The sequence below is a fragment of the Actinomadura flavalba DSM 45200 genome (assembly GCF_000374305.1).
Lineage (GTDB): Bacteria > Actinomycetota > Actinomycetes > Streptosporangiales > Streptosporangiaceae > Spirillospora > Spirillospora flavalba.
Map to the genome: position 1 here is coordinate 540,378 of NZ_KB894096.1, position 20,799 is coordinate 561,176.

Sequence of the window (20,799 nt, forward strand, 5' to 3'; positions counted from 1 at the left end):
CCGGGGACGGGCGACGGGCCGCTACGCCGGGCCGGGCGCGTCGTGCGGCGGCGTGGTCCCGGCGGGGCGGTCGAGCAGGAGGTCGGTGGCGCGGGCGAGGACCTGTGCGCGGGTGCGGTCGCCGTGGTCGGCGGCGAGGAAGTGCTGCCCGATCGCCGCGCAGAAGGCCAGCAGGCTCCGGGCCTCGACCTCGTCGGGGTCGGCGCAGAAGGTGCCGATCACCTCGCGCAGCAGCCCCATGCGGCGGCCGTCGACGCGGCGCAGCCGGGCGGCGACCACCTCGTCGCGCCGGGCCCAGTCGCGGACGGCGAGGTCGATGGGCAGCAGGCGGTCGTCGGAGAACGTGAGCGCGCCCGCGCGCCGGATCTTGGTCCTGGGGTCGCCGCCCTCGTGCTCGACGCGGTCGAGCACCTCGTCGACGCTCTCGTGCTCCCAGGCGTCCAGCATCGCCTCCAGCAGGGCGCCACGGTCGGCGAAGTGCCCGTAGAACCCGCCCTTGGTGACGCCGAGCCGCTTGGCCAGCACCTCGACGCGCACGGCGTCGACGCCTCCCTCCGCGAGGACCCGCAGTCCTTCGTCGACCCACCGGTCGCGCGGTGTGCGCGTCACGGCCACGGTGTGACCCACCTCACTTCACAGTTGTATATACGGAGCCGTATATATCGGTCTAGCGTCGAGTTATACGCCACCGTATACAAGGACGGAGACCACCGATGACCGTGCACGGAACCGTGGGAGCCCACGCCGTCCCCGCCTCCCTCCGCACGCTCGGCACCCTGCCCGCCGTCGACTACGCCGACGACTTCGTCTTCGCCACGGACGTCGCCGCCACCCCGGAAAGGTGGGCGCGGGCGATGTTCGGCGACGTGCCGAGCCCCGGCGAACGGTTCATCTGGCGCGGCCTGCTCGGGCTCCGGCTCGCCCGCGGGCGCTCGCCGGAGACGGTCGCCGGATGGCGGGTCACCGGACGCGGCCCGGACTGGATCAGGCTGGAGGCCGCCTCCCGGTCGCTGACCGCCAACCTCGTCGTCCGGGCGGGCGGCGGCCAGGTGGCGCTGGGCACGCTGATGCACTACCGCCGGCCGCTCGGGCGCCTGGTGTGGACGCCGCTGTCCGCCGTCCACCGGCGCCTGGCGCCGGGCGTGTTCGGCCCCGCAGCGGCGACGATCCGGGCGGACGGCTAGGCGCCGACGATCGCGTCGCCGTCGAGCCGGACGGGGTACTCCTTCAGCGGCGCCTTCGCCGGACCCTTCTTGACGGACCCGTCGGCGATGGCGAACGCGCTCTTGTGGCACGGGCACTCCACCAGGCCGTCGGCGACCCGGTCGGTCTGGCAGCCCTGATGGGTGCAGGTGGAGTCGAACGCCTTGAACTCGCCCCGCGCGGGCTGGGTGACGACGACCTTGAGGGCGCTGTTGATCGTGCCACCGCCCACCGGGACGTCGGCCGCCTTCGCCAGCTCCCTGCCCGCCAGCGCGCTCGCGTCGCGGGCGGGCTCGGCCGTGGGCGCGCACGCGCCCAGGACGGCCGCCGCGCACGCGGCGCCGCCGCCCGCCAGCACCGTGCGGCGCGGCGGTCCGCCGGGCACCGCGGTCACGTCATCGCTCATGGTCCACATGATGACCCATACGCGCCGGTGCGCGGGCCGGGTTCAGCGCCCGGGGCTCACAGCAGCTTGGCGAGGAACTGGCCGGTGTGGCTGGCCTTGACCTTCGCGACGTCCTCGGGCGTGCCCTCGGCGACGACCAGGCCGCCGCGCGAGCCGCCCTCGGGGCCCATGTCGACGATCCAGTCGGCCGTCTTGATGACGTCCAGGTTGTGTTCGATGACCAGGACCGTGTTGCCCTTGTCGACCAGGCCGTTCAGAACGCCGAGGAGCTTGTTGATGTCCTCGAAGTGCAGGCCGGTGGTCGGCTCGTCCAGCACGTAGATGGTGCGGCCCGTCGAGCGCTTCTGGAGCTCGGCGGCGAGCTTGACGCGCTGCGCCTCGCCGCCCGACAGCGTCGTGGCGGGCTGGCCGAGCCGAACGTAGCCGAGCCCGACGTCCTTGAGGGTGCGCAGGTGCCGGTGGATCGCGGTGACGGGCTCGAAGAACTCGGTGGCCTCGTCGATCGGCATGTCGAGGACCTCGGAGATCGTCTTGCCCTTGTAGTGGACCTCCAGCGTCTCCCGGTTGTACCGGGCGCCGTGGCACACCTCGCAGGGGACGTAGACGTCCGGCAGGAAGTTCATCTCGATCTTGATGGTGCCGTCGCCCGAGCAGTTCTCGCAGCGCCCGCCCTTGACGTTGAAGGAGAACCGGCCCGGCTGGTAGCCGCGCACCTTCGCCTCGGTCGTCTGCGCGAACAGCTTGCGGACGTGGTCGAACACGCCGGTGTAGGTCGCCGGGTTGGAGCGCGGGGTGCGCCCGATCGGCGACTGGTCGACGTGGACGACCTTGTCGAGCTGGTCGGCGCCGTTGACGCGCTTGTGCCGTCCGGGCACGGTGCGGGCGCCGTTGAGCTTCTTGGCGAGCGAGCTGTAGAGGATGTCGTTGACGAGCGTGGACTTGCCCGAGCCGGACACGCCGGTGACGGCCGTGAGCACGCCGAGCGGGAACGAGACGTCCACGTCGCGCAGGTTGTTCTGCTGCGCGCCCTTGACGGTGATCTCGCGGCCCTTCTGCCGGGGGCGGCGCACCGCCGGGACCGGGATCGCGCGGCGGCCCGACAGGTAGGCGCCGGTCAGCGACCGCTCGCTGGCCTTGAGGTCGTCCACGGTGCCGGACACGACGACCTCGCCGCCGTGCTCGCCCGCGCGCGGGCCGATGTCGACGATCCAGTCGGCGGCGGCGATGGTGTCCTCGTCGTGCTCGACCACGATCAGCGTGTTGCCCATGTCGCGCAGCCGCAGCAGCGTCTCCAGCAGGCGGTGGTTGTCGCGCTGGTGCAGGCCGATGGACGGCTCGTCGAGCACGTACAGCACGCCGACCAGCCCGGACCCGATCTGGGTGGCGAGCCGGATGCGCTGCGCCTCGCCGCCGGCCAGCGTCGCGGACGCGCGGTCGAGCGTGAGGTAGTCCAGGCCGACGTCGAGCAGGAACCCGAGCCGGGCGTTGATCTCCTTCAGGACGCGCTCGGCGATGTTCTTCTCGCGGTCGTTCAGCTCCAGCGCGAGCAGGAACTTGGCGCACTCGCCGATGGGCAGCCCGGAGATCTCCGCGATCGACCGGCCGCCCATCGTGACGGCCAGCACCGACGGCTTGAGCCGGGCGCCGTGGCACGTCGGGCAGGGGATCTCCCGCATGTAGCCCTCGAACTTCTCCCGGGTGGAGTCGCTCTCGGACTCGGAGTGGCGCCGCTGGATGTAGGGGATCACGCCCTCGAAGGCCGTGTAGTACGAGCGGGTGCGGCCGTACCGGTTCTTGTACCGGACGTGGACCTGCGTCTCGTGCCCGTTGAGCACCGCGCGGCGCGCCTTGAGCGGCAGCCGCTCCCACGGGGTGCCGAGGTCGAAGCCCATCGCGTCGGCGAGGGCGGCCAGCAGCCGCAGGAAGTAGTCGCTGACGTGCCCGCCCGACCAGGGCTGCACGGCGCCGTCGGCCAGCGACAGCTCGCCGTCGGGGACGACCAGCTCGGGGTCGACCTCCATGCGGGTGCCGAGGCCGGTGCAGTCGGGGCAGGCGCCGTAGGGCGAGTTGAACGAGAAGGAGCGGGGCTCCAGCTCCTCGAACGACAGGTCGTCGTAGGGGCAGTACAGGTGCTCGGAGTACATGCGGGTGCGGTTCTCGTCGTCCTCGGGGAGGTCGACGAAGTCGAGCACGATGGTGCCGCCCGCGAGACCGAGCGCGGTCTCGACCGAGTCGGCGAGGCGCTGGCGGGCCGAGTTCTTGACGGAGAGGCGGTCCACGACGATGGAGATGTCGTGCTTCTCCTGCTTCTTGAGCGTCGGCGGCTCGTCCAACCGGATCGCCTGACCGTCCACGACGGCGCGCGAGTAGCCCTTGGCCTGGAGTTCGCGGAACAGCTCGGTGTACTCGCCCTTGCGGCCCCGGATGACCGGCGCGAGGACCTGGAAGCGGGTGCCCTCGCCCAGCTCCAGCACCCGGTCGACGATCTGCTGCGGCGCCTGGCGGCTGATCGGGCGGGAGCACTCGGGACAGTGCGGGTGGCCGATGCGCGCGAACAGCAGCCGCAGGTAGTCGTACACCTCGGTGATGGTGCCGACCGTCGAGCGGGGGTTCTTGCTGGTGGACTTCTGGTCGATCGACACCGCCGGGGACAGGCCCTCGATGAAGTCGACGTCGGGCTTGTCCATCTGGCCGAGGAACTGGCGGGCGTACGCCGACAGCGACTCGACGTAGCGGCGCTGGCCCTCGGCGAAGATCGTGTCGAACGCCAGACTCGACTTGCCGGAGCCGGACAGCCCGGTGAACACGATCATGGCGTCGCGCGGGAGGTCGAGCGAGACGTCCTTCAGGTTGTGCTCGCGTGCTCCACGCACGATGAGTCGGTCATGCACGGCGTTGTTCCCGGTCCTTTGCGTTGCGGGCGCGACCCGTCGGGACGCGACGCGTCCCCGGTTGGGGCTGACGAGAGGGGCTGGCACTCTCCCCGACATGTAACAGCGGCCCCCGTCGCTTCATTTCGACCGTACACGTGTTCGAACATCACCCGCCACCGGAACGCGCCCCTCCCCCGCGCCCGCGCCTCAGCTCCGGCGCGGGCCGCCGGCCAGCACGAAGCGCATCCGGCGGCCCGTCTCGGCGTGCGCGACGGGCGGATGGTCGAAGCACCCGGCGAGCGTGTAGCCGAGCCGCCGGGCGACGGCGGCGCTGGCGGCGTTGCCGACGTCACAGTGGATCTCCAGCCGCCGGACGCCCGGCAGCGCCAGGCCCGCCCGGGTGAGCGCGCCCGCCGCGCCGGTCGCGAGGCCGCGCCCGGTGTGGGCCGAGTGGACCCAGTAGCCGATCTCCAGGACGCCGGGGCCGCCCCGGGCGTGCAGCGCGCAGCCGCCGAGGACGCGCGGCGCGGCGCCGCCGTCCGGCGCGAAGATCCCGTAGGAGAAGGCGGTGCAGGCGTCCCAGTCGCGCCGGGCACCGCGCACGAAGTCGGCGCGCTCCCCCGGCGCGGACGGCGCGGTGGCCCACGCCATCCACGCGTGCAGCTCGGTGAACGACTCGGTGACGGCGCGGTCGACGGCGGGGGCGTCCCCGTCGCGCCAGCGGCGCAGCACGGCCGCGCCGAGGACGAACCGCTCCGGCGGCCGTCCGCCGGGCCGCCACGCCTGCGGGTCCGTCGTCATCTCCTCATCCTGTCCCGCCGCGCCCGTCCCGGCCACCGGAATACGCGCCCCGGCCCGGACCGCGGCCATGATCGCTAGTTTGGGAGCGTTCCACCCGCCCCGGAGTACCGAAGGAGTCCCCCCGTGACCACCACCCGCACCCCCGACGACCTGTTCGCCGAGTTCCAGCGCGGCGTCCTCGGCGACGGGCTTCCGCTGACCGAGGACATGCTGGCCGAGGACGTCGTCGTGGAGATGCCGTTCCTGCCCGCCGGGATGCCCCGGCGGATCGAGGGGCGGGACGCCTACCTGGCGTTCTCCGAAGCGGCCGACGCCGGGCACGTCGTGCGGTTCACCGAGTTCCGCGACGTCGTCGTGCACCGCACCGCCGACCCCGAGGTGATCATCGCCGAGTACGAGCTGGCCGGGACGCGTACCGACACCGGCGCGACCGGCTCCAGCGGCTTCGTCATCGTGCTGCGGGCGCGCGACGGCCGGATCGCGCACTGGCGCGAGTACCAGAACGTCCCGGCCATGGGCGACCTGATGGGCGGCCTCGGCTAGCGCGTCCGTCACCGCACCGGGATCTCCGCCGCGATCAGCGTCCAGGCCAGGAAGACGACGGCGGTCCCGAGCGCCCACGCCAGGGCCGCCGCCGCCAGGGCGCAGCAGCGGTGCGCGGCGGCGGCGAGGCGGCGCAGCTCGGTGTCGCGGACGGCGGCGGGCAGCGCGGCGCCCAGGCTGGACGGCGTCCACGGCACGTCCGGCTCGGCGGGCGCGCCGGTGCGTCCGCGGAATTCACCGAGCGCGGCGAGCATCCCGCGCCGCGCCCGGACCGCGCAGCCCGCCGCGACGCCGAACGGGACGGCGGGCCCGGCCAGCAGGACCAGCCCGGCCGGGCCGGTGCCCGCCGCCAGCCGCGCCGCGACACCGGCCAGCACGAGGGCCAGCAGGACGCCCGTCACCTCCGCGTCGCGGACGCACAGCCGCAGCAGGGCGCAGGCGTGGCCGAGGGGATCGTCCCGGTCGTCCACCCGGTACGGGGCCGTCGTCATGAGCACCGGCTCCTCTCCGGCCGGGAGCGTCCCGGCCGTCCGGCCTCAGCATGCGTCCGTTCCGCCCCGGATTCCGCGTGATGTGACACGGTTCGACGGAGTCGCGGGCCACACCGGCGTCACCGATGCGCGAGGATGGCCACCGGCGACGGGAGGCGACATGAGTTACACCGGACACGTCCAGGCCGGCGGACGGCCGGACGTGCGCGAACTGCCCGGACTGACCGTCACCAAGGTGTCGGTGGGCCCCTACGACAACAACGCGTACCTGCTGCGCTGCACGGCGACCGGCGAGCGGCTGCTGATCGACGCCGCCAACGAGGCGGCCCGGCTGCTGGAGCTGGTCGGGGACGGGCCGCTCGGCCGCGTCGTCACCACGCACCGCCACCAGGACCACTGGGAGGCGCTGGCCGAGGTGGCGGACGCGACCGGGGCGGCGGTGACGGCGCATCCGTTCGACGCCGAGCCGCTACCGGTCCCGGTGACCGACCCGGTCGAGCACGGCGACACGATCGCGTTCGGCGCGGTGACGCTGGAGGTGATCCACCTGCGCGGTCACACGCCGGGCTCGATCGCGCTGCTGTACGACGCCGAGGGCGCGGCGGGCCATCCGCACCTGTTCACCGGCGACAGCCTGTTCCCCGGCGGCGTCGGCAACACCTGGGGCGACCCGACGCGGTTCGCGCAGTTGCTCGGCGACGTCGAGGAGCGCGTGTTCGACCGTCTCCCCGACACCACGTGGTTCTACCCGGGCCACGGCGACGACTCCACGCTCGGCCGCGAGCGCCCGTCCCTGCCGGAGTGGCGCCGCCGCGGCTGGTGACGGCGCGGCCCGCGCCACCGGCCGGACCGCTCCGGAAACGGGCGCGGCCCGCGTGCGAGTTCGCACGCGGGCCGTCTGGGTGGATGGAGGGGAATCGAGGTGCGGGGCTCCTGGCCCCGCGTCATACGTTGAAGATGCTGACGCCACCCGGGCCCACGAGCAGGCCGAGGACGATCAGAACGATGCCCCAGAGGAGGTCGCGCCGGGCGACGATGACGTAGATACCGAAGATGACGAGGGCGACGGCGATGAGCCACAGGATCGTAACCATGGCGGCGAAATCCCCTAAGCGGGACACCCCAAACCATGAATCACGTTCTCGCAGGTCAGAGCCATCATTTTCCGTCTCTCGGAATGATCGGATTTCCCCGGGCCACCGGCTCGCCCGCCGAACCCGGAACCGCCCGCGACGGTCGTTCGTCGTATCCACCGTCAACCGAAGAACGGCGCGAGGGCGGGAGACGGCCATCCACGAACTCGACGCGGCGGGCGCCGGCGCGGTCCGGGACACCGTGCTGCGCTATCCGGCCGGATCGCTGGTCCTGGTCGCCGGGCTGCCGGGCGCGGGCAAGAGCCACCTGCTCGACCGCGTCTACCGGATGCGCGGCGACGAGACGCGCCCCTTCGACACCGGCTCGGTGCTGGTGATCGACTCGCGGCAGTCCCGCAACTGGTGGGCGCGCCCGCTCACGATCTTCCCGCCGCGCTGGCGCGTCCCGCTGGTGCACCTCACGCACGTGTGGCGCATCGCGCGCGCCGTCGCGCAGGGCCGCTCGGTCGTCGCACACACGCGCGGCACCTGGCCGCATCTGCTGCGCTGGTTCGCGCGGCTGGCGCGGCGGCACGGCGGCGAACTGCACCTCGTCCTGCTGTCGGTCCCGCCCGAGACGGCGCGCGCGGGCCAGCTCGCCCGCGGCCGCGTCGTCCTGGACCGCACCTTCGCCCGTCACTGCCGCCGCTGGGAACCCCTCGTCCGCCGGGCCGAGGCGGGCGACACCGCCCCCGCCGCGGGCGCCACCGTCCTCGACCGCGCCGCCGCCGACCGCATCGCCCGCATCACCTTCCGCTGATCCGCACCCGGCGGGAACGGAGCGCCGGGGTGCCTAGACTCGGGCGGGACGAACGACGAAAGGTGCCGCAATGACGCAGCAGGTCAGAGGGGTGATCGCCGCCGGTAAGGGGGCGCCGGTCACGGTGGAGACGATCAACGTCCCGGACCCGGGGCCGGGCGAGGCCGTCGTCCGGGTCCAGGCGTGCGGGGTGTGCCACACCGACCTGCACTACCGGGAGGGCGGGATCAACGACGAGTTCCCGTTCCTGCTCGGCCACGAGGCCGCCGGGATCGTGGAGGAGGTCGGCGCCGGGGTCACCGACGTCGAGCCGGGCGACTTCGTCGTGCTGAACTGGCGGGCCGTGTGCGGGCAGTGCCGGGCCTGTAAGCGCGGCCGCCCGTGGTACTGCTTCGCCACGCACAACGCCCGGCAGAAGATGACGCTGGCGGACGGCACCGAGCTGTCCCCCGCGCTCGGCATCGGCGCGTTCGCGGAGAAGACGCTGGTGGCCGCCGGGCAGTGCACCAAGGTCGACCCGGCGGCGCGGCCGGAGGTCGCGGGGCTGCTCGGCTGCGGCGTCATGGCCGGGCTCGGCGCGGCGCTCAACACCGGGAACGCGCAGCGCGGCGACACCGTCGCCGTCATCGGCTGCGGCGGCGTGGGCGCCGCGTCGGTGCTCGGCGCGCGGCTGGCCGGGGCGGCGCGGATCATCGCCGTCGACCTGGACGAGCGCAAGCTCGCCACCGCGACGGCGCTCGGCGCCACCGACACGGTCGCGGCCCGTGACACCGACGTGGTCGAGGCCGTCCGCGACCTGACCGGCGGGTTCGGCGCCGACCTCGTCATCGACGCGGTCGGCCGCCCGGAGACCTACGAGCAGGCGTTCTACGCCCGCGACCTGGCCGGGACGGTCGTGCTCGTCGGCGTCCCGACGCCGGAGATGCGGCTGGACCTGCCGCTGCTGGACGTGTTCGGGCGGGGCGGGTCGCTGAAGTCGTCCTGGTACGGCGACTGCCTGCCCTCCCGCGACTTCCCGATGCTCATCGACCTGTACCTCCAGGGCCGTCTCGACCTGGACGCGTTCGTGTCCGAGACGATCCCGCTGGACGGCGTCGAGGACGCGTTCGCCAAGATGCACCACGGCGACGTGCTGCGCTCGGTGGTGGTGTTCTGATGACGGCCCGCATCGACCATCTCGTCACCTCCGGGACGTTCTCGCTGGACGGCGGCACCTGGGACGTCGACAACAACGTGTGGATCGTCGGCGACGACCGGGAGGCGATCGTCATCGACGCCGCGCACGACGCCGACGCGATCGCGGCGGCCGTCGGCGACCGGCACCTGGTGGCGATCGTGTCCACGCACGGCCACGACGACCACATCGACGCCGCGCCCGCCCTCGCGGTGCGGACGGGTGCCCCGATCCTGCTGCACCCCGACGACCTGATGCTGTGGAAGCACCGGCACCCGGGCACGGCCCCGCACGGGCCGCTGGAGGACGGCCAGGTGATCACGGTCGCCGGGACCGAGCTGACCGTGCTGCACACCCCGGGCCACTCCCCCGGCGCGGTCTGCCTGTACGCGCCCGGTCTCGGCACGGTGTTCTCCGGCGACACGCTGTTCTCGGGCGGGCCGGGCGCGACGGGCCGGTCCTACTCCGACTTCGGCGTCATCATCGGCTCCATCCGGGAGCGGCTGCTGACGCTGCCGCCGGAGACGGTCGTGCGCACCGGCCACGGCGACTCCACGACGATCGGCGGCGAGGCGCCGCATCTGGAGGAGTGGATCGCGCGCGGTCACTGACCGGGTTAAGGTCCCTGGGAACGTCGTGACCGGGAGGTGCGAGTGCGTCCCAGGGGCCTTGCCGCCGCCGCGCTGGGCGTCGCGGCGCTGGCGGGCTGCGGCACGCCGGGCGCCGCGTCGCCCCCGGCCGCGCCGCCGACGGCCGCCGTCCCCGCGGCGAGCCCGTCCGCCGCGTGGACGCCGCCGCCCGATCCGGCCCGGACGGCCCGTCCGCTCGGGAAGCCGGGGCGCTGGCGCGTCACGACGTACTACACGGCCGTCGAGAAGTACCACGGCGGAGAGCCGAAGGCCGTGCGGGGCTGCCCGCGACTGCACTGCAAGTGGGGCAGCACGCCGCTCGGCTCCTATCCCGAGGACTTCCTGAAGATCATCCGGGTGGAGGGCAGCGGGCGCATCACCGAGGGCCCCCGCGCGGGCCGCTACCTCAACTGGTCCAGCAGCACCGGCTGGTGGCTCGACACCACTCCGCGCGACTCGGGCGCCCGCCCGCTGCGCGCCTGGGAGTCGGCGGCGGCCGACCGCGACGTCCTCGCGCGCGGGCAGCGCTTCACGATCGCGGGCTGCGGGAGGAACGGCACCGGCAAGACCGTGCCCGCGCCGGTCTGCACGCTGTTCCAGCGCGCCACCTGGACGGTGACCGACGTGTTCCGCCCCGGCTGGGGCGGCGAGCACCACGCCGACCTCTACCTCGGCGAGGAGACCGGGCCGGGCTTCACCCGGTCACCGCAGTACACCACGCTCCACGGCGCCACCCTCGTCGTCGCGTAGGCCCGGGTCGCGGGGCGAGGCGAGCCGGGTGGGGCGGCCGCGTCCGCGCAGCACGACCTCGTCGCCGAGGTCCCAGTGCTCCGCCTCGCCGGGGGCGGCGGTGAGCACCGCGCCGGACGCCAGCACGCGGGCGGGCGTGGACTTGGCGAGGTCGGTGAGGCGGGCGGCCTCGTTCACCGGGTCACCGATGACGGTGTACTCGAAGCGCTCCTCGGCGCCGATGTGCCCGGCGACGGCCTCGCCCGCCGACACCCCGATGGCCGCCCGGACGGCCGGGACGTCGGCGCGCAGCCGGGTGCCCAGCTCGCGGGCGGCGGCGAGCGCGCGGCCGGGAGCGTCCGGCAGGTCCAGCGGGGCGCCGAAGATCGCCAGCGCGGCGTCGCCCTCGAACTTGTTGATCCAGCCGCCGTGCGCGCCGACGACCTCCACCACGACGGCGAAGAACGCGTTCAGCAGCCCGACGACCTCGGTCGGCGGACGGTCGGCGGCCAGCTCGGTGGAGCCGATGAGGTCGACGAACAGCACGGCGACCTCGCGCTGCTCGCCGCCGAGGTCGATGCCGTGCTCCAGCGCGACGCGGGCGACGTCCACGCCGACCTGGCGGCCGAACAGGTCGCGCAGGCGCTCGTGCTCGCGCAGCCCGGCGGCCATGTGGTTGAACCCGACCTGGAGGCGGCCGATCTCGCTGGCGTCGTAGACGGGCACCTCGACGTCCAGGTCGCCGCGCTCGACGCGCGCCAGCCCGAGCCGGACCGACTCGACCGGCGCCGCGATGGCGCGGGCGGCGCCGTAGGTGACGCCGAAGCCGACGGCGAGCGCGGTGCCGCCGAGGATGAGGACGGCGACGGCGAAGTCCACCAGCGAGACGGTGCGCAGCACGAGCGCGGCGGCGGCCAGCACGATCAGGCCGAGGATCGGCACGACCGTGCCGAGCGCCCAGGCCAGCACCGACCGCGCGACGACGCCCGGCAGCCCCGTACGCGTCGGCACGCCCTCGCGCAGCGCGGTCGTGACGGCGCGGCGCAGCATCCGTTCGGTGAGCAGGTAGACGATCGCGCAGGTGGTGAGGCCGCCGAGCAGGCTCGTCACGCCGAGCTTGGCGGCCAGCAGCGGCGAGAACGGCAGGTTGATCGCGATCCAGCCGACGGTGCCGACCGACCAGAGCGCCAGGTGGACGCCCATCAGCCGCAGCGGGGCGTAGATGAGCAGCGAGCGGGCGCGTCCGCCGTCCTCACCGGCCAGGAAGACGGCGCTGATGCGCCGGTACAGCCGGGCGCCGAGCAGCAGGCCGAGCGGCAGCGCCAGCGCGAGGTAGGCGCTGAACAGCCACAGGTTGACGTCGCGCAGCCGTTCGGGGGCCTCGCCGCCTGGATCGGGCAGCACGACGGTGAACACCAGGACGACGAGGGCGCCGATGAGGTTGGCGAGCCCGGCCGCGATGGTGAGGAGGACGCGGGCGCGCCGCGCGACGGCCGGGCGCCCGGCACCGGGCGGGCCGTCGATCAGGCGCCAGAGCCCGATCGGCCGCGGCGGCTCGTCACTTCCCATGGTCGTGGAGCGTAGCCGGTCGCCTCCGCTGTTCCGTACGTCACACCGAGGGCGATTCGTCACATTGACGCGGTCAGGTGCGGAGCGGCTCCAGCAGCCGGTGCGGCTTGCGCAGCGCGACGCTCACGGGGTCGTCGCGGCCCGGCTCGCCGGGTCCGGGGTGGACCTCGACGTCGGCGACGGGCGGCCGTTCCCCGCAGGACGTGCAGGAACTGTCGGCGCGCAGGCTCCCGCCGCAGCCCGCGTGGACGAACGTCCGCTGCACGGGCCCCCGGGCGTGATGCCGCAGGCCCCAGCCGCCCAGCGCCATGATCACCGGGAACAGTTCGAGTCCGGCGGGGGTCGGCGTGTACTCGGCGCCGGACTTGGCGAGGACGCCGTCGCGGACGAGCGCGGCCAGCCGCGCCGACAGCACCGCGCGCGGGATGTCCAGGTGGGAGTGGAAGTCGCTGAACCGGCGGACGCCGTAGAGCGCGTCCCGCACGATCAGCAGCGTCCACCGCTCGCCGACGATCTCCAGCGCGCGGGCGACGGCGCAGTCCTGCGCGGCGTAGTCCTTGCCGAGTGCCATGGCCCCAGCCTACCCCGATCGCGGTTCGGTGACCGAACTTCGCTGTGTTACGGTTCCCGTGGTTCGGTCACCGAACCACGATTCCCCCGAGGAGCACCCGTGACGACGACTCTGCCGCGTCCTCCCCGCACGGCCACGGCCGTGCTCGCCCTGCCCGCCGCCGCGACCCTGCTCGCGCTGATGAACTACACCGCCCCGATCGCGACCCTGCACGGCACCGCCACCGCGCTCGGCGCGGGCGCCGGCGGCACGATCTGGATCCTGTCCGCCGTCAACCTCGGCCTGGCCGCCGCGCTGCTCCCCGCCGGGAGCCTCGCCGACGACCACGGCCGCCGCCGCGTCTTCGTCCTCGGCGCGCTGCTGCTGGCCGCGACGAGCCTGCTGTGCGCGGCGGCGCCCGACGTCGTCTGGTACTCGGCCGGGCGGATCGGCCAGGGCGCCGCCAGCGCCGCGCTGCTCGCGGCGGGGCTCGGCGTCATCGGGGCGTCCGCGCACGGCGAGCAGCGCGCCCGGGGCACGACGCTGTGGGGGGCGATGCTCGGCCTCGGCATCGCGCTCGGCCCGCTCGCCGCCGCCGTCCTGGACGCGGCCGGCTGGCGGCTCTGGTACGTCGTGACGGCGCTCGCCGCGCTCGCCCTCGCGGCCGTCGCGCGGCGGACGCTGCCCGAGTCCCGCGCGGCGCACCGGCGCGGGCTGGACGTGCCCGGCGTCCTCACCCTCGCGGGCGGGTCGGCGGCGCTGCTCACCGCCGTGACGCTCGGCCGCACCGGCTGGCGCGCCCCCGGCGTCGCGGTCGCGTTCGCGCTCGCCGCGCTGCTGCTCGCCGCGTTCACGGTCATCGAGCTACGGCGGGCGCGGCCCATGCTCGACCCCCGGCTGCTGCGCCGCCCGCTGTTCCTGCTGTCGGTCACCGGCGCGTTCGTCGTCGGCGTGGGCGTCATCGGCGGCATGAGCCTGCTCGCCCCCGTCCTCGACCAGGGTCTCGGCCTGTCCACGCTCGGTGCCGCGCTGCTGTTCACCGTCTGGTCCGGGGTGTCGTTCGTCGCCGCGCTCGGCGTCCGGCGGCTGCCGCCGCACTGGCACCCCGGCAGCCTGCTCGCCCTGGCCCTGGCGCTGTCCGGGATCGGCACGCTGGCGCTGCTGGGCCTCGACGCCGGGACGCGGTGGTGGACGCTCGTGCCGGGCCTGGTCATCGCGGGCGTCGGCAGCGGCGTCGGCAACGCGATGCTGGCCCGGCTGGCGCTGGAGGGCGTCCCGCCCGAGCAGGCGGGCATGGGCTCGGGCGCGGCCAACACCGCGCGCTACGTCGGCGCGTCCGTGGGCGTCGCCGTGATGATCGCGATCGCGTCGGCGGCGGGCGGCGACGACCCGGCCGGGCTGCTGCGCGGCACCCCCGTGGCGCTGGGCGTCGGCGGGGTCCTGTGCCTGCTGGGCGCGGGGCTCGCGCTCGTCGTCAGGCGAGTTCCTCGATGAACGCGGTGAGCTGCACCAGGTTGCGGCACTCGAACATCGGGACGACCGCGCCGTAGCGGGAGGCGGCCGAGTCGCCGGTGTCCCAGACGCCGCGCGGCTCGGGGTTCAGCCAGTAGGCGTGCCGGGCGCGGCCCGCCAGCTCGCGCAGGATCGGCAGCGACAGCTCGCCGTAGTTGGAGCGGGCGTCGCCGAGGACCAGCAGCGTCGCGTTCGGGCCGACGGCGTCGCCCCACTTCTCGTCGAACACCTTGATCGCGTGGCCGTAGTTGCTGCGGCCGGTGATCCAGACGAGGTCGGCCTCGCGCGCCATCCGCGTCATCGCGTCCGCCACGTCCACGCCCGGCGCGAAGAACCGGGTGATCTCGTCGGTGCCGTCGATGAACGCGAACGCCCGCACCTTGCTGAACTGCTCGCGCAGCGCGAACGTCAGCAGCAGTGTGAAGTGCGCGAACGCCGACACCGAGTCGCTGGCGTCGCACAGGATCACCAGCTCGGGTCGGTGCGGGCGGCGCGGCCGGTGGACGGTGGTGAGCGGCACGCCGCCGCTGCCGAGCGACGCCCGGACGGTCCGGCGGAAGTCCAGGCGGCCCCGGTTCCCCGCCCGCTGCTTCTGCGCGAGCCGCGTCGCCAGCCGCCGCGCCAGCGGATGCACCTCGCGGCGCAGCGCGTCCAGCTCGGCGCGGCCCGCCCGGCCGAAGTCGAGCCGCTCCAGCGGCGGGCGGACCACCAGCCGCGCGGTGCGCTCGGTGCCGGTGTCCTCGGCGATGCGGCGGCGCACCTCGGTCGCGACCATGCCCTCGAACCGGGCGATCCGGTCGCGGAACGTGCGGCGCGCCACCCGCTCGGCCAGCCCGCCGCGCTCCCGCCCGGCCAGCACCGAGCGCAGCAGCCCCGCCATCAGCGTCTCGGGCGACAGCGAGCGCAGCACCCCCGTCGAGAACCACGACTCCTGGCCGGGGGTGCGGCCGAACGACGCGACGGCGTCGCGGGCGAACTGCCGCAGCGCCGCCTCGTCGCCGTCCAGCAGCAGCCCCTCCAGCTCCGCGCGCCGCTCCTGGACGACCGGGTCCAGCGGGGCGGGGACGGGGGCGCCCTCCGCGTCCAGCGTCCGGCCCGGACGGTCCGGGACGTGCGCGGCGCCGTCCCCCAGCGCCGCCGGGTACCACAGGTCGAACAGCGTGTCGAAGGTGTCGCGGTGCGCGGGCCGCTTCACCAGCGTCGCCGCGTACGCGGCCCGCAGTGACGCCCGGTCCAGCAGGTCGACGGCGCCCAGCGCCCGCACCGCGTCGAGCCCCTCGGCGACCGACACCGGCAGCCCCGCCTCGCGCAGCGCGGCGACGAACGCGGTGTGCCGGTCGACGAGCGAGCCCACCGCCTCAGCCCTTCAGGCCCAGCTCGGCCTCGGCGCGCCGCTGGTCGGAGACGTGCTTGAGCACGACGCCGAGGGTGCGGGCGACGGCGGCCTCGTCCAGCTCGTCCAGGCCGAGCGCCAGCAGCGTGCGGGCCCAGTCGATCGTCTCGGCGATCGACGGCGCCTTCTTGACGTCCAGCGACCGCAGCGTGCCGACGGTCGCGACGAGCTGCGCCGCCAGCCCCGCCTCGATGCCCGGCACCCGCTCCAGCACGATCGCCCGTTCGCGCTCGGGCGACGGGTAGTCCAGGTGCAGGTACAGGCAGCGCCGCTTGAGCGCCTCGGACAGCTCCCGCGCCGCGTTGGAGGTGATGACGACGAACGGCCGCCGCACGGCGGCGATCGTGCCCAGCTCGGGGATCGTCACCTGGTAGTCCGACAGCACCTCCAGCAGCAGGCCCTCCACCTCGACGTCGGCCTTGTCGGCCTCGTCGATGAGCAGCACCGTCGGCTCGGCGCGGCGGATCGCCGCCAGCAGCGGGCGCTCCAGCAGGAAGTCGGCGGAGAAGATGTCGTCGTGGGTCTCCTGCCAGGCCCGGTCGGCGGGCGCGGCCTGGATCGCCAGGAGCTGCTTCTTGTAGTTGAACTCGTACAGCGCGCGGGCCTCGTCCAGGCCCTCGTAGCACTGGAGCCGGATCAGCCCGGCGCCGGTCGCGGCGGCGACCGCCTTGGCCAGCTCGGTCTTGCCGACGCCCGCCGGGCCCTCCACCAGCAGCGGCTTGCCCAGCTCCTGCGCCAGGAACACCGTGGTGGCGATGTCCGGATCGGTCAGGTAGCCGGTGCCGGCGAGCCGCAGCGCGGCGTCGTCGGGCGAGGCGAACAGCGGATCGGTCATCCCCCGCCCTTCCTGGTCGGGCCGCGGACCGGCCGTCACCGCTTGCTCTTGACGTACTTCTGGTTCGTTCCCGAGAAGATGAACGCGCCCTTCTCCAGCGTCGCGCCCCAGTACGACGCCGTCTGCGGGTCGCCACCCTGCCAGGAGAACCGGAACTTGTCGTCGCCCTCGGGGATGGCCTGGCCGGTCCACAGCGTCTGGCCGTCCTTCTTCCAGACGCCGGTGCCGTCGCCCTTGAACTCGAAGTAGTCCTTCTGCGGGCTCACCCAGCGGCCCACCAGGGCCTTGACCTGCGCGGGCTTCACCTCGGGCGGCGGCGGCAGGCTCGTGGACGGCGCCGCGGCGGGCGCCTTGGGGGCGTGGCCGCCGCACGCGCTCAGCGCGAGGACCGCGCCGAGACCGACGGCGGCGAGAGGACGGGACCGCACACGCACGAGCACCTCCGGAGCGAAGTTCACGCAGTTTACCGACGGGTACCGTATCCGACCCGGCGCTGTGAAAGCGGGCGTCTCACCCCACGGTGTGAGACCTGATCTCGCGCCCTGGTGTGACGCACAGCGCGCCGCCCCGCGCCTATAACGGACCCATGACGATCCCGCGCCTGCCCCGCGACGACCTCGCCGCCGCGATGGCCGCCCGCCGCGAACTCGGCCCCGACTACGACGACGCCTTCGTGCAGAGCATCGTGGACCGCGTCGAGGAGACGCTGCGCGACCGGCCCAAGCCGCGCCCCCGCCGGGACGCCCCCGGCTGGGACACCGGCCTCGTGCTGCCGCTCGCCTCGCTGCTGGCGGCGATCCCGCTCAGCGCGATCGCCGTCGTCAACGCGGGGACGCTCGGGTTCGTCCTGTGCTGGGCCGCGATCGTGCTGATCAACGTGGTGCACGGCGCCTCCCGGCGCGGCTGAGACCGCGCCGGGAGACCGCCCGCGCTACTTGCCCGGCTCGGGGTCGCGGGGCAGGCCGAGGATGCGCTCACCGATGATGTTGAGCTGCACCTCGGTGGTGCCGCCGTAGATCGTCATCGCGCGGCTGAACAGCATCGCGCGGGCGACGATCCCGCTCTCGGCCATCGTCACCTCGGTCGTCGCCGCCTCGCCCTGCGCCGCCCAGCAGTAGTCCGCGACGTCCTGGTTGAACTGGACGCCGAGGAGCTTGCGGACGCTGGCCTCCGCGCCCGGCTCCACGCCGTTGAGCTGCTTGAGCGTGGTGCGCAGCGACAGCAGGTCGATCGAGTGGCCCTGCGCCACCAGCTTGCCGATCTCCAGCACCTCGCCCGCGTCCGGCGTGCGCTCCTTGAAGAAGTCGAGCAGCTCCGGCACGCCCATGCCCATGCCGCTGCCCGTGGACAGCGACACGCGCTCGTTGGACAGCGTGTTGCGGGTGACCGCCCAGCCCTTGCCGACCTCGCCGACCACGCAGTCGTCCGGGACGAACACGCCGTCCAGGAAGACCTCGTTGAAGACGGCCTCGCCCGTCAGCTCCTTCAGCGGACGCACGTCCACGCCCTGCGACTTCATGTCCACGAGGAAGTAGGTGATGCCGTCGTGCTTGGAGCCGGAGGCGTCGGTGCGGGCGATGCAGAAGCCCCACTGGGCCCACTGCGCGACCGACGTCCAGATCTTCTGCCCGGTGAGCTTGAAGCCGCCCTCGACGCGCTCGGCCTTCATCGACAGCGACGCCAGGTCCGACCCGGCGCCCGGCTCGGAGAAGAGCTGGCACCACATGAGCTGGCCGCGCAGCGTCGGCCGCAGGAACCGCTCCTTCTGCTCCTCGGTGCCGTAGCGGACCAGCGACGGCACCAGCCACGCGCCGATCACCAGGTTCGGGGCCTTGACCCCGGCGGCCTTCAGCTCCTGCTGGATGAGGATCTGCTCGACCGGCGACGCCTCGCGGCCCCACGGCTTGGGGAAGTGCGGGACCGTCCAGCCCTCGTCGCCCATCTTGGCGTTGAGGGCGCCCTTGTCGTCGATGGCGGCCAGCTCGGCGATCTCGGCGCGGATGCGCGCCCGGATCGGCTCGGTATCGTCGTCCAGCTCCAGCTCGATCGGGCGGCGCCCGCCGGCCAGCGCGATCTCGCCGACCTGCCGCGCCCAGCCCTTGGCCGGGCCGAGCAGCGCCCGCAGCGCCAGCGCGCGGCGCAGGTAGACGTGGGCGTCGTGCTCCCAGGTGAAGCCGATGCCGCCGAGGATCTGGATCGCGTCACGGGCCGTCCGCACACCCGCGTCGGGCGCGACGACCGCCGCGACGGCCGCCGCGAACGGGGCGTCCGGAGAGCCGTCACCGACGGCGCGGGCGGCGTCCCAGGTCGCGGCGCGGGCCTGCTCCAGCACGATCAGCATCCGGGCGGCCTTGTGCTTGACGCCCTGGAACTGGCCGATCGGGCGGCCGAACTGCTCGCGGACCTTGGCGTAGCCGGCGGCGGTCTGGACGAGCCACCCGGCGAGGCCGGTGGTCTCGGCGCCGAACAGCACGGCGGCCAGCTCCCGCACCCGCTCGGCGGTGAGGCCGTCGAGCACGCGGTCGGCGTCGACGCTCACGCCGGACGCCTCGACGCGCGCGACGCGGCGGACCCGGTCCAGGTTCTCGACCGGGGTGACCGTGAGCGCGGACGCCTCGGCCACGGCCCACTCGATCGTGCCGTCCACGTCCACCGGCAGGACCAGCAGGTCGGCGAGGGACGCGCCGAGGACCGTCGCGGCCGAGCCGTCGATCACCAGCGCGCCGCCCTCGCGGCGGCCGGTGAAGGAGCCGGTGAGGGCGACGGCGCCGGTGCGGGAGCCGTCGGCCAGGCCGGGCAGCAGCTCGGCGCGGGCCTTGGGGTTGCTGGCGGCGTCGATCGCCGCGCTGGCGAACACCGTCGGCAGGAACGGTCCCGGCGCGGCGGCGCGGCCCAGCTCCTCCAGGACGACGGCCAGCTCCAGCAGGCCGTAGCCCGCGCCGCCGTGCTCCTCGTCCAGGTGCAGGCCCAGCAGGCCCTGCTCGGCGAGACCCGCCCAGAATCCGGGGCGGGTCTCTTCGTCGGCGTCCAGCGCGGCCCGTACGACGGGCGCTGCGATGTGCCGTTCGGCGAACCCGCGCACCGAATCGGCGAGGGCCTCGTGCTCTTCGGTCAATCCGATGGCCATGCGTCACCTTCTCTCAGACCGCTGTTGATCAGGATTCTAGAACAGCATTCGGGTCTGTGGGGAAGGTGACGTCAGTCTCACTGCTTGCGGGTGTCCACCGCCGGGTCCGTCCCGGCCTGCTCGGCCGCCTGCTCCTCGACGGTCTTCTTCGGGCCGGGCCGCTTGGACGACGCCAGGCTGGCCACCGCGACCGCGACGAGCGTGCCGCCGATGACCGCCAGCGACAGCCAGATCGGCACGTCCGGCGCCCACGAGACGTGGTACTCGTGCAGCGCGTGCAGGATCAGCTTGACGCCGATGAACCCGAGGATGAACGCCAGGCCGTGCGTGAGGTAGACCAGCCGCTCGGCCAGGCCGCCCAGCAGGAAGTAGAGCTGCACCAGGCCCATCAGCGCGAACGCGTTGGCGGTGAAGACCAGGTACGGCTCCTGGGTGAGGCCGAAGATCGCCGGGATGGAGTCGATCGCGAACATCACGTCGGTGGAGCCGATGGCGATCATGACGATGAGCAGCGGCGTCACGACGCGCTTGCCGTCGATGCGGGTGACCAGGCTCTGGCCGTGGTACTCGCTCGTCGTCGGCAGGACCCGCTTGGCCCAGCGCAGCAGGAAGTTCTCCTTGACGTCCTCGTCCTCGCCGAGGTGGCGGAGCAGGCCGACGGCCGTCCAGATGAGGAAGAACCCGAAGACGAAGAACACCCAGGTGAACGCCGACAGGGCGGCGGCGCCGACCGCGATGAAGATGCCGCGCAGGACGAGCGCGATGATGATGCCCGCCATCAGCACGGTGTGCTGGAGGGCCTTGGGCACGGCGAACCGCGCCAGGATCACCATGAAGACGAACAGGTTGTCGATGCTCAGGCTCTTCTCGGTGACGAAGCCACCGAAGTACTCGCCGGCGTACTGCGCGCCCGCGAAGATCCACACGCCGACGCCGAACAGGACGGCGAGCCCGATGTAGAACGTGGACCAGAACGCCGCGCGCCGCGTGGTGAACTCGCGGGTGTCGTTGCGGTGGATGACCAGCAGGTCGATCAGGATGATCGCGAAGATGGCCACGATCGTGGCCATC

Annotated in this window: 22 protein-coding genes; 9 read left to right on the forward strand and 13 right to left on the reverse strand. The window is 73.8% G+C overall.

All coding sequences use genetic code 11. From position 1 onward, the window contains the following. Nucleotides 1-21: 21 nt before the first annotated feature. Nucleotides 22-609, reverse strand: coding sequence for a TetR/AcrR family transcriptional regulator (locus C229_RS0118545; RefSeq protein WP_240487330.1), 588 nt, complete (start codon nt 607-609; stop codon nt 22-24). 104 nt (nt 610-713) lie between these two features. Between C229_RS0118545 and C229_RS31050 the strand changes: the two genes are divergently transcribed. Beyond that, nucleotides 714-1,184 (forward strand): DUF2867 domain-containing protein, encoded by a 471-nt coding sequence (locus C229_RS31050; protein WP_018656598.1) that lies wholly within the window; start codon nt 714-716, stop codon nt 1,182-1,184. Here C229_RS31050 and C229_RS0118555 read toward each other — a convergent pair. The 3 genes from C229_RS0118555 to C229_RS0118565 all read right to left on the reverse strand — a co-directional run bounded on the left by C229_RS0118555 (nt 1,181) and on the right by C229_RS0118565 (nt 5,283). Continuing rightward, nucleotides 1,181-1,609 carry a Rieske (2Fe-2S) protein gene (locus C229_RS0118555; RefSeq protein WP_033424482.1) on the reverse strand — a complete coding sequence of 143 codons (429 nt, stop codon included), beginning with the start codon at nt 1,607-1,609 and terminating at the stop codon, nt 1,181-1,183. The genes C229_RS31050 and C229_RS0118555 overlap by 4 nt on opposite strands. 56 nt (nt 1,610-1,665) lie before the next feature. Continuing rightward, complete coding sequence (uvrA, locus tag C229_RS0118560; RefSeq protein WP_026313920.1) at nt 1,666-4,500, reverse strand: excinuclease ABC subunit UvrA; 2,835 nt, start codon at nt 4,498-4,500, stop codon at nt 1,666-1,668. A 189-nt stretch (nt 4,501-4,689) separates the two neighbouring features. Continuing rightward, complete coding sequence (locus C229_RS0118565; RefSeq protein WP_018656601.1) at nt 4,690-5,283, reverse strand: GNAT family N-acetyltransferase; 594 nt, start codon at nt 5,281-5,283, stop codon at nt 4,690-4,692. 123 nt (nt 5,284-5,406) lie between these two features. On the opposite strand from C229_RS0118565, the gene C229_RS0118570 reads away from it, so the two are divergent. Then, entirely contained in the window at nt 5,407-5,826 is a 420-nt protein-coding gene (locus C229_RS0118570) for a nuclear transport factor 2 family protein (RefSeq protein WP_018656602.1), read from the forward strand. Nucleotides 5,827-5,834: 8 nt separating this feature from the next. On the opposite strand, the gene C229_RS33005 is transcribed toward C229_RS0118570, so the two are convergent. Further along, entirely contained in the window at nt 5,835-6,317 is a 483-nt protein-coding gene (locus C229_RS33005; protein ID WP_018656603.1) for a hypothetical protein, read from the reverse strand. A gap of 160 nt (nt 6,318-6,477) precedes the next feature. Here C229_RS33005 and C229_RS0118580 point away from each other — a divergent pair, with 160 nt between their 5' ends. Beyond that, the gene (locus C229_RS0118580) at nt 6,478-7,140 is read left to right on the forward strand and encodes an MBL fold metallo-hydrolase (RefSeq protein WP_018656604.1); all 663 of its coding nucleotides are present in this window, start codon (nt 6,478-6,480) and stop codon (nt 7,138-7,140) included. A gap of 121 nt (nt 7,141-7,261) precedes the next feature. Here C229_RS0118580 and C229_RS34710 read toward each other — a convergent pair whose 3' ends face one another. Beyond that, complete coding sequence (locus tag C229_RS34710) at nt 7,262-7,411, reverse strand: GPGG-motif small membrane protein (RefSeq protein ID WP_018656605.1); 150 nt, start codon at nt 7,409-7,411, stop codon at nt 7,262-7,264. 241 nt (nt 7,412-7,652) lie between these two features. Between C229_RS34710 and C229_RS0118590 the strand changes: the two genes are divergently transcribed. From C229_RS0118590 to C229_RS0118605, 4 genes are all read left to right on the forward strand, one after another. Beyond that, nucleotides 7,653-8,210: an AAA family ATPase gene (locus C229_RS0118590; RefSeq protein WP_018656606.1), complete on the forward strand. Its 558-nt coding sequence runs from the start codon at nt 7,653-7,655 to the stop codon at nt 8,208-8,210. 70 nt (nt 8,211-8,280) lie between these two features. Beyond that, the gene (locus C229_RS0118595) at nt 8,281-9,366 is read left to right on the forward strand and encodes an S-(hydroxymethyl)mycothiol dehydrogenase (RefSeq protein ID WP_018656607.1); all 1,086 of its coding nucleotides are present in this window, start codon (nt 8,281-8,283) and stop codon (nt 9,364-9,366) included. Further along, a complete protein-coding gene (locus C229_RS0118600; RefSeq protein WP_240487342.1) occupies nt 9,363-9,995 on the forward strand; it encodes an MBL fold metallo-hydrolase in 633 nt (210 codons plus the stop codon). Before C229_RS0118595 ends, C229_RS0118600 begins: the two co-directional genes overlap by 4 nt. Nucleotides 9,996-10,037: 42 nt before the next feature. Beyond that, a complete protein-coding gene (locus C229_RS0118605) occupies nt 10,038-10,763 on the forward strand; it encodes a hypothetical protein (RefSeq protein ID WP_018656609.1) in 726 nt (241 codons plus the stop codon). Here the strand turns inward: C229_RS0118605 and C229_RS0118610 are convergent. Continuing rightward, a complete protein-coding gene (locus tag C229_RS0118610) occupies nt 10,716-12,311 on the reverse strand; it encodes an adenylate/guanylate cyclase domain-containing protein (protein ID WP_018656610.1) in 1,596 nt (531 codons plus the stop codon). The two genes, C229_RS0118605 and C229_RS0118610, sit on opposite strands and share 48 nt — an antisense overlap. A 73-nt stretch (nt 12,312-12,384) precedes the next feature. Then, complete coding sequence (locus tag C229_RS0118615) at nt 12,385-12,882, reverse strand: winged helix-turn-helix transcriptional regulator (protein ID WP_018656611.1); 498 nt, start codon at nt 12,880-12,882, stop codon at nt 12,385-12,387. Nucleotides 12,883-12,981: 99 nt separating this feature from the next. Between C229_RS0118615 and C229_RS0118620 the strand changes: the two genes are divergently transcribed. Then, nucleotides 12,982-14,355, forward strand: coding sequence for an MFS transporter (locus C229_RS0118620; RefSeq protein ID WP_018656612.1), 1,374 nt, complete (start codon nt 12,982-12,984; stop codon nt 14,353-14,355). Here the strand turns inward: C229_RS0118620 and C229_RS0118625 are convergent. From C229_RS0118625 to C229_RS0118635, 3 genes are read right to left on the reverse strand one after another with little or no spacing between them, the layout of a single operon-like run. Continuing rightward, nucleotides 14,336-15,727 (reverse strand): vWA domain-containing protein, encoded by a 1,392-nt coding sequence (locus C229_RS0118625; protein WP_018656613.1) that lies wholly within the window; start codon nt 15,725-15,727, stop codon nt 14,336-14,338. The genes C229_RS0118620 and C229_RS0118625 overlap by 20 nt on opposite strands. Nucleotides 15,728-15,731: 4 nt before the next feature. Then, nucleotides 15,732-16,601, reverse strand: coding sequence for an AAA family ATPase (locus tag C229_RS0118630; protein WP_018656614.1), 870 nt, complete (start codon nt 16,599-16,601; stop codon nt 15,732-15,734). 35 nt (nt 16,602-16,636) lie between these two features. After that, nucleotides 16,637-17,029 (reverse strand): hypothetical protein, encoded by a 393-nt coding sequence (locus tag C229_RS0118635; protein WP_240487331.1) that lies wholly within the window; start codon nt 17,027-17,029, stop codon nt 16,637-16,639. Nucleotides 17,030-17,187: 158 nt separating this feature from the next. Here C229_RS0118635 and C229_RS31055 point away from each other — a divergent pair, with 158 nt between their 5' ends. Then, nucleotides 17,188-17,508, forward strand: coding sequence for a hypothetical protein (locus tag C229_RS31055; protein ID WP_018656616.1), 321 nt, complete (start codon nt 17,188-17,190; stop codon nt 17,506-17,508). Nucleotides 17,509-17,532: 24 nt separating this feature from the next. Here the strand turns inward: C229_RS31055 and C229_RS0118645 are convergent, their stop codons facing one another. Both C229_RS0118645 and C229_RS0118650 read right to left on the reverse strand, forming a co-directional pair. After that, on the reverse strand, nt 17,533-19,728 hold the full coding sequence (locus C229_RS0118645) for an acyl-CoA dehydrogenase family protein (protein ID WP_018656617.1): 2,196 nt from the start codon (nt 19,726-19,728) through the stop codon (nt 17,533-17,535). Nucleotides 19,729-19,805: 77 nt separating this feature from the next. Beyond that, nucleotides 19,806-20,798, reverse strand: a complete 993-nt coding sequence (locus C229_RS0118650) for a TerC family protein (RefSeq protein ID WP_018656618.1) — start codon at nt 20,796-20,798, stop codon at nt 19,806-19,808. Between the last annotated feature and the right edge of the window lies 1 nt (nt 20,799).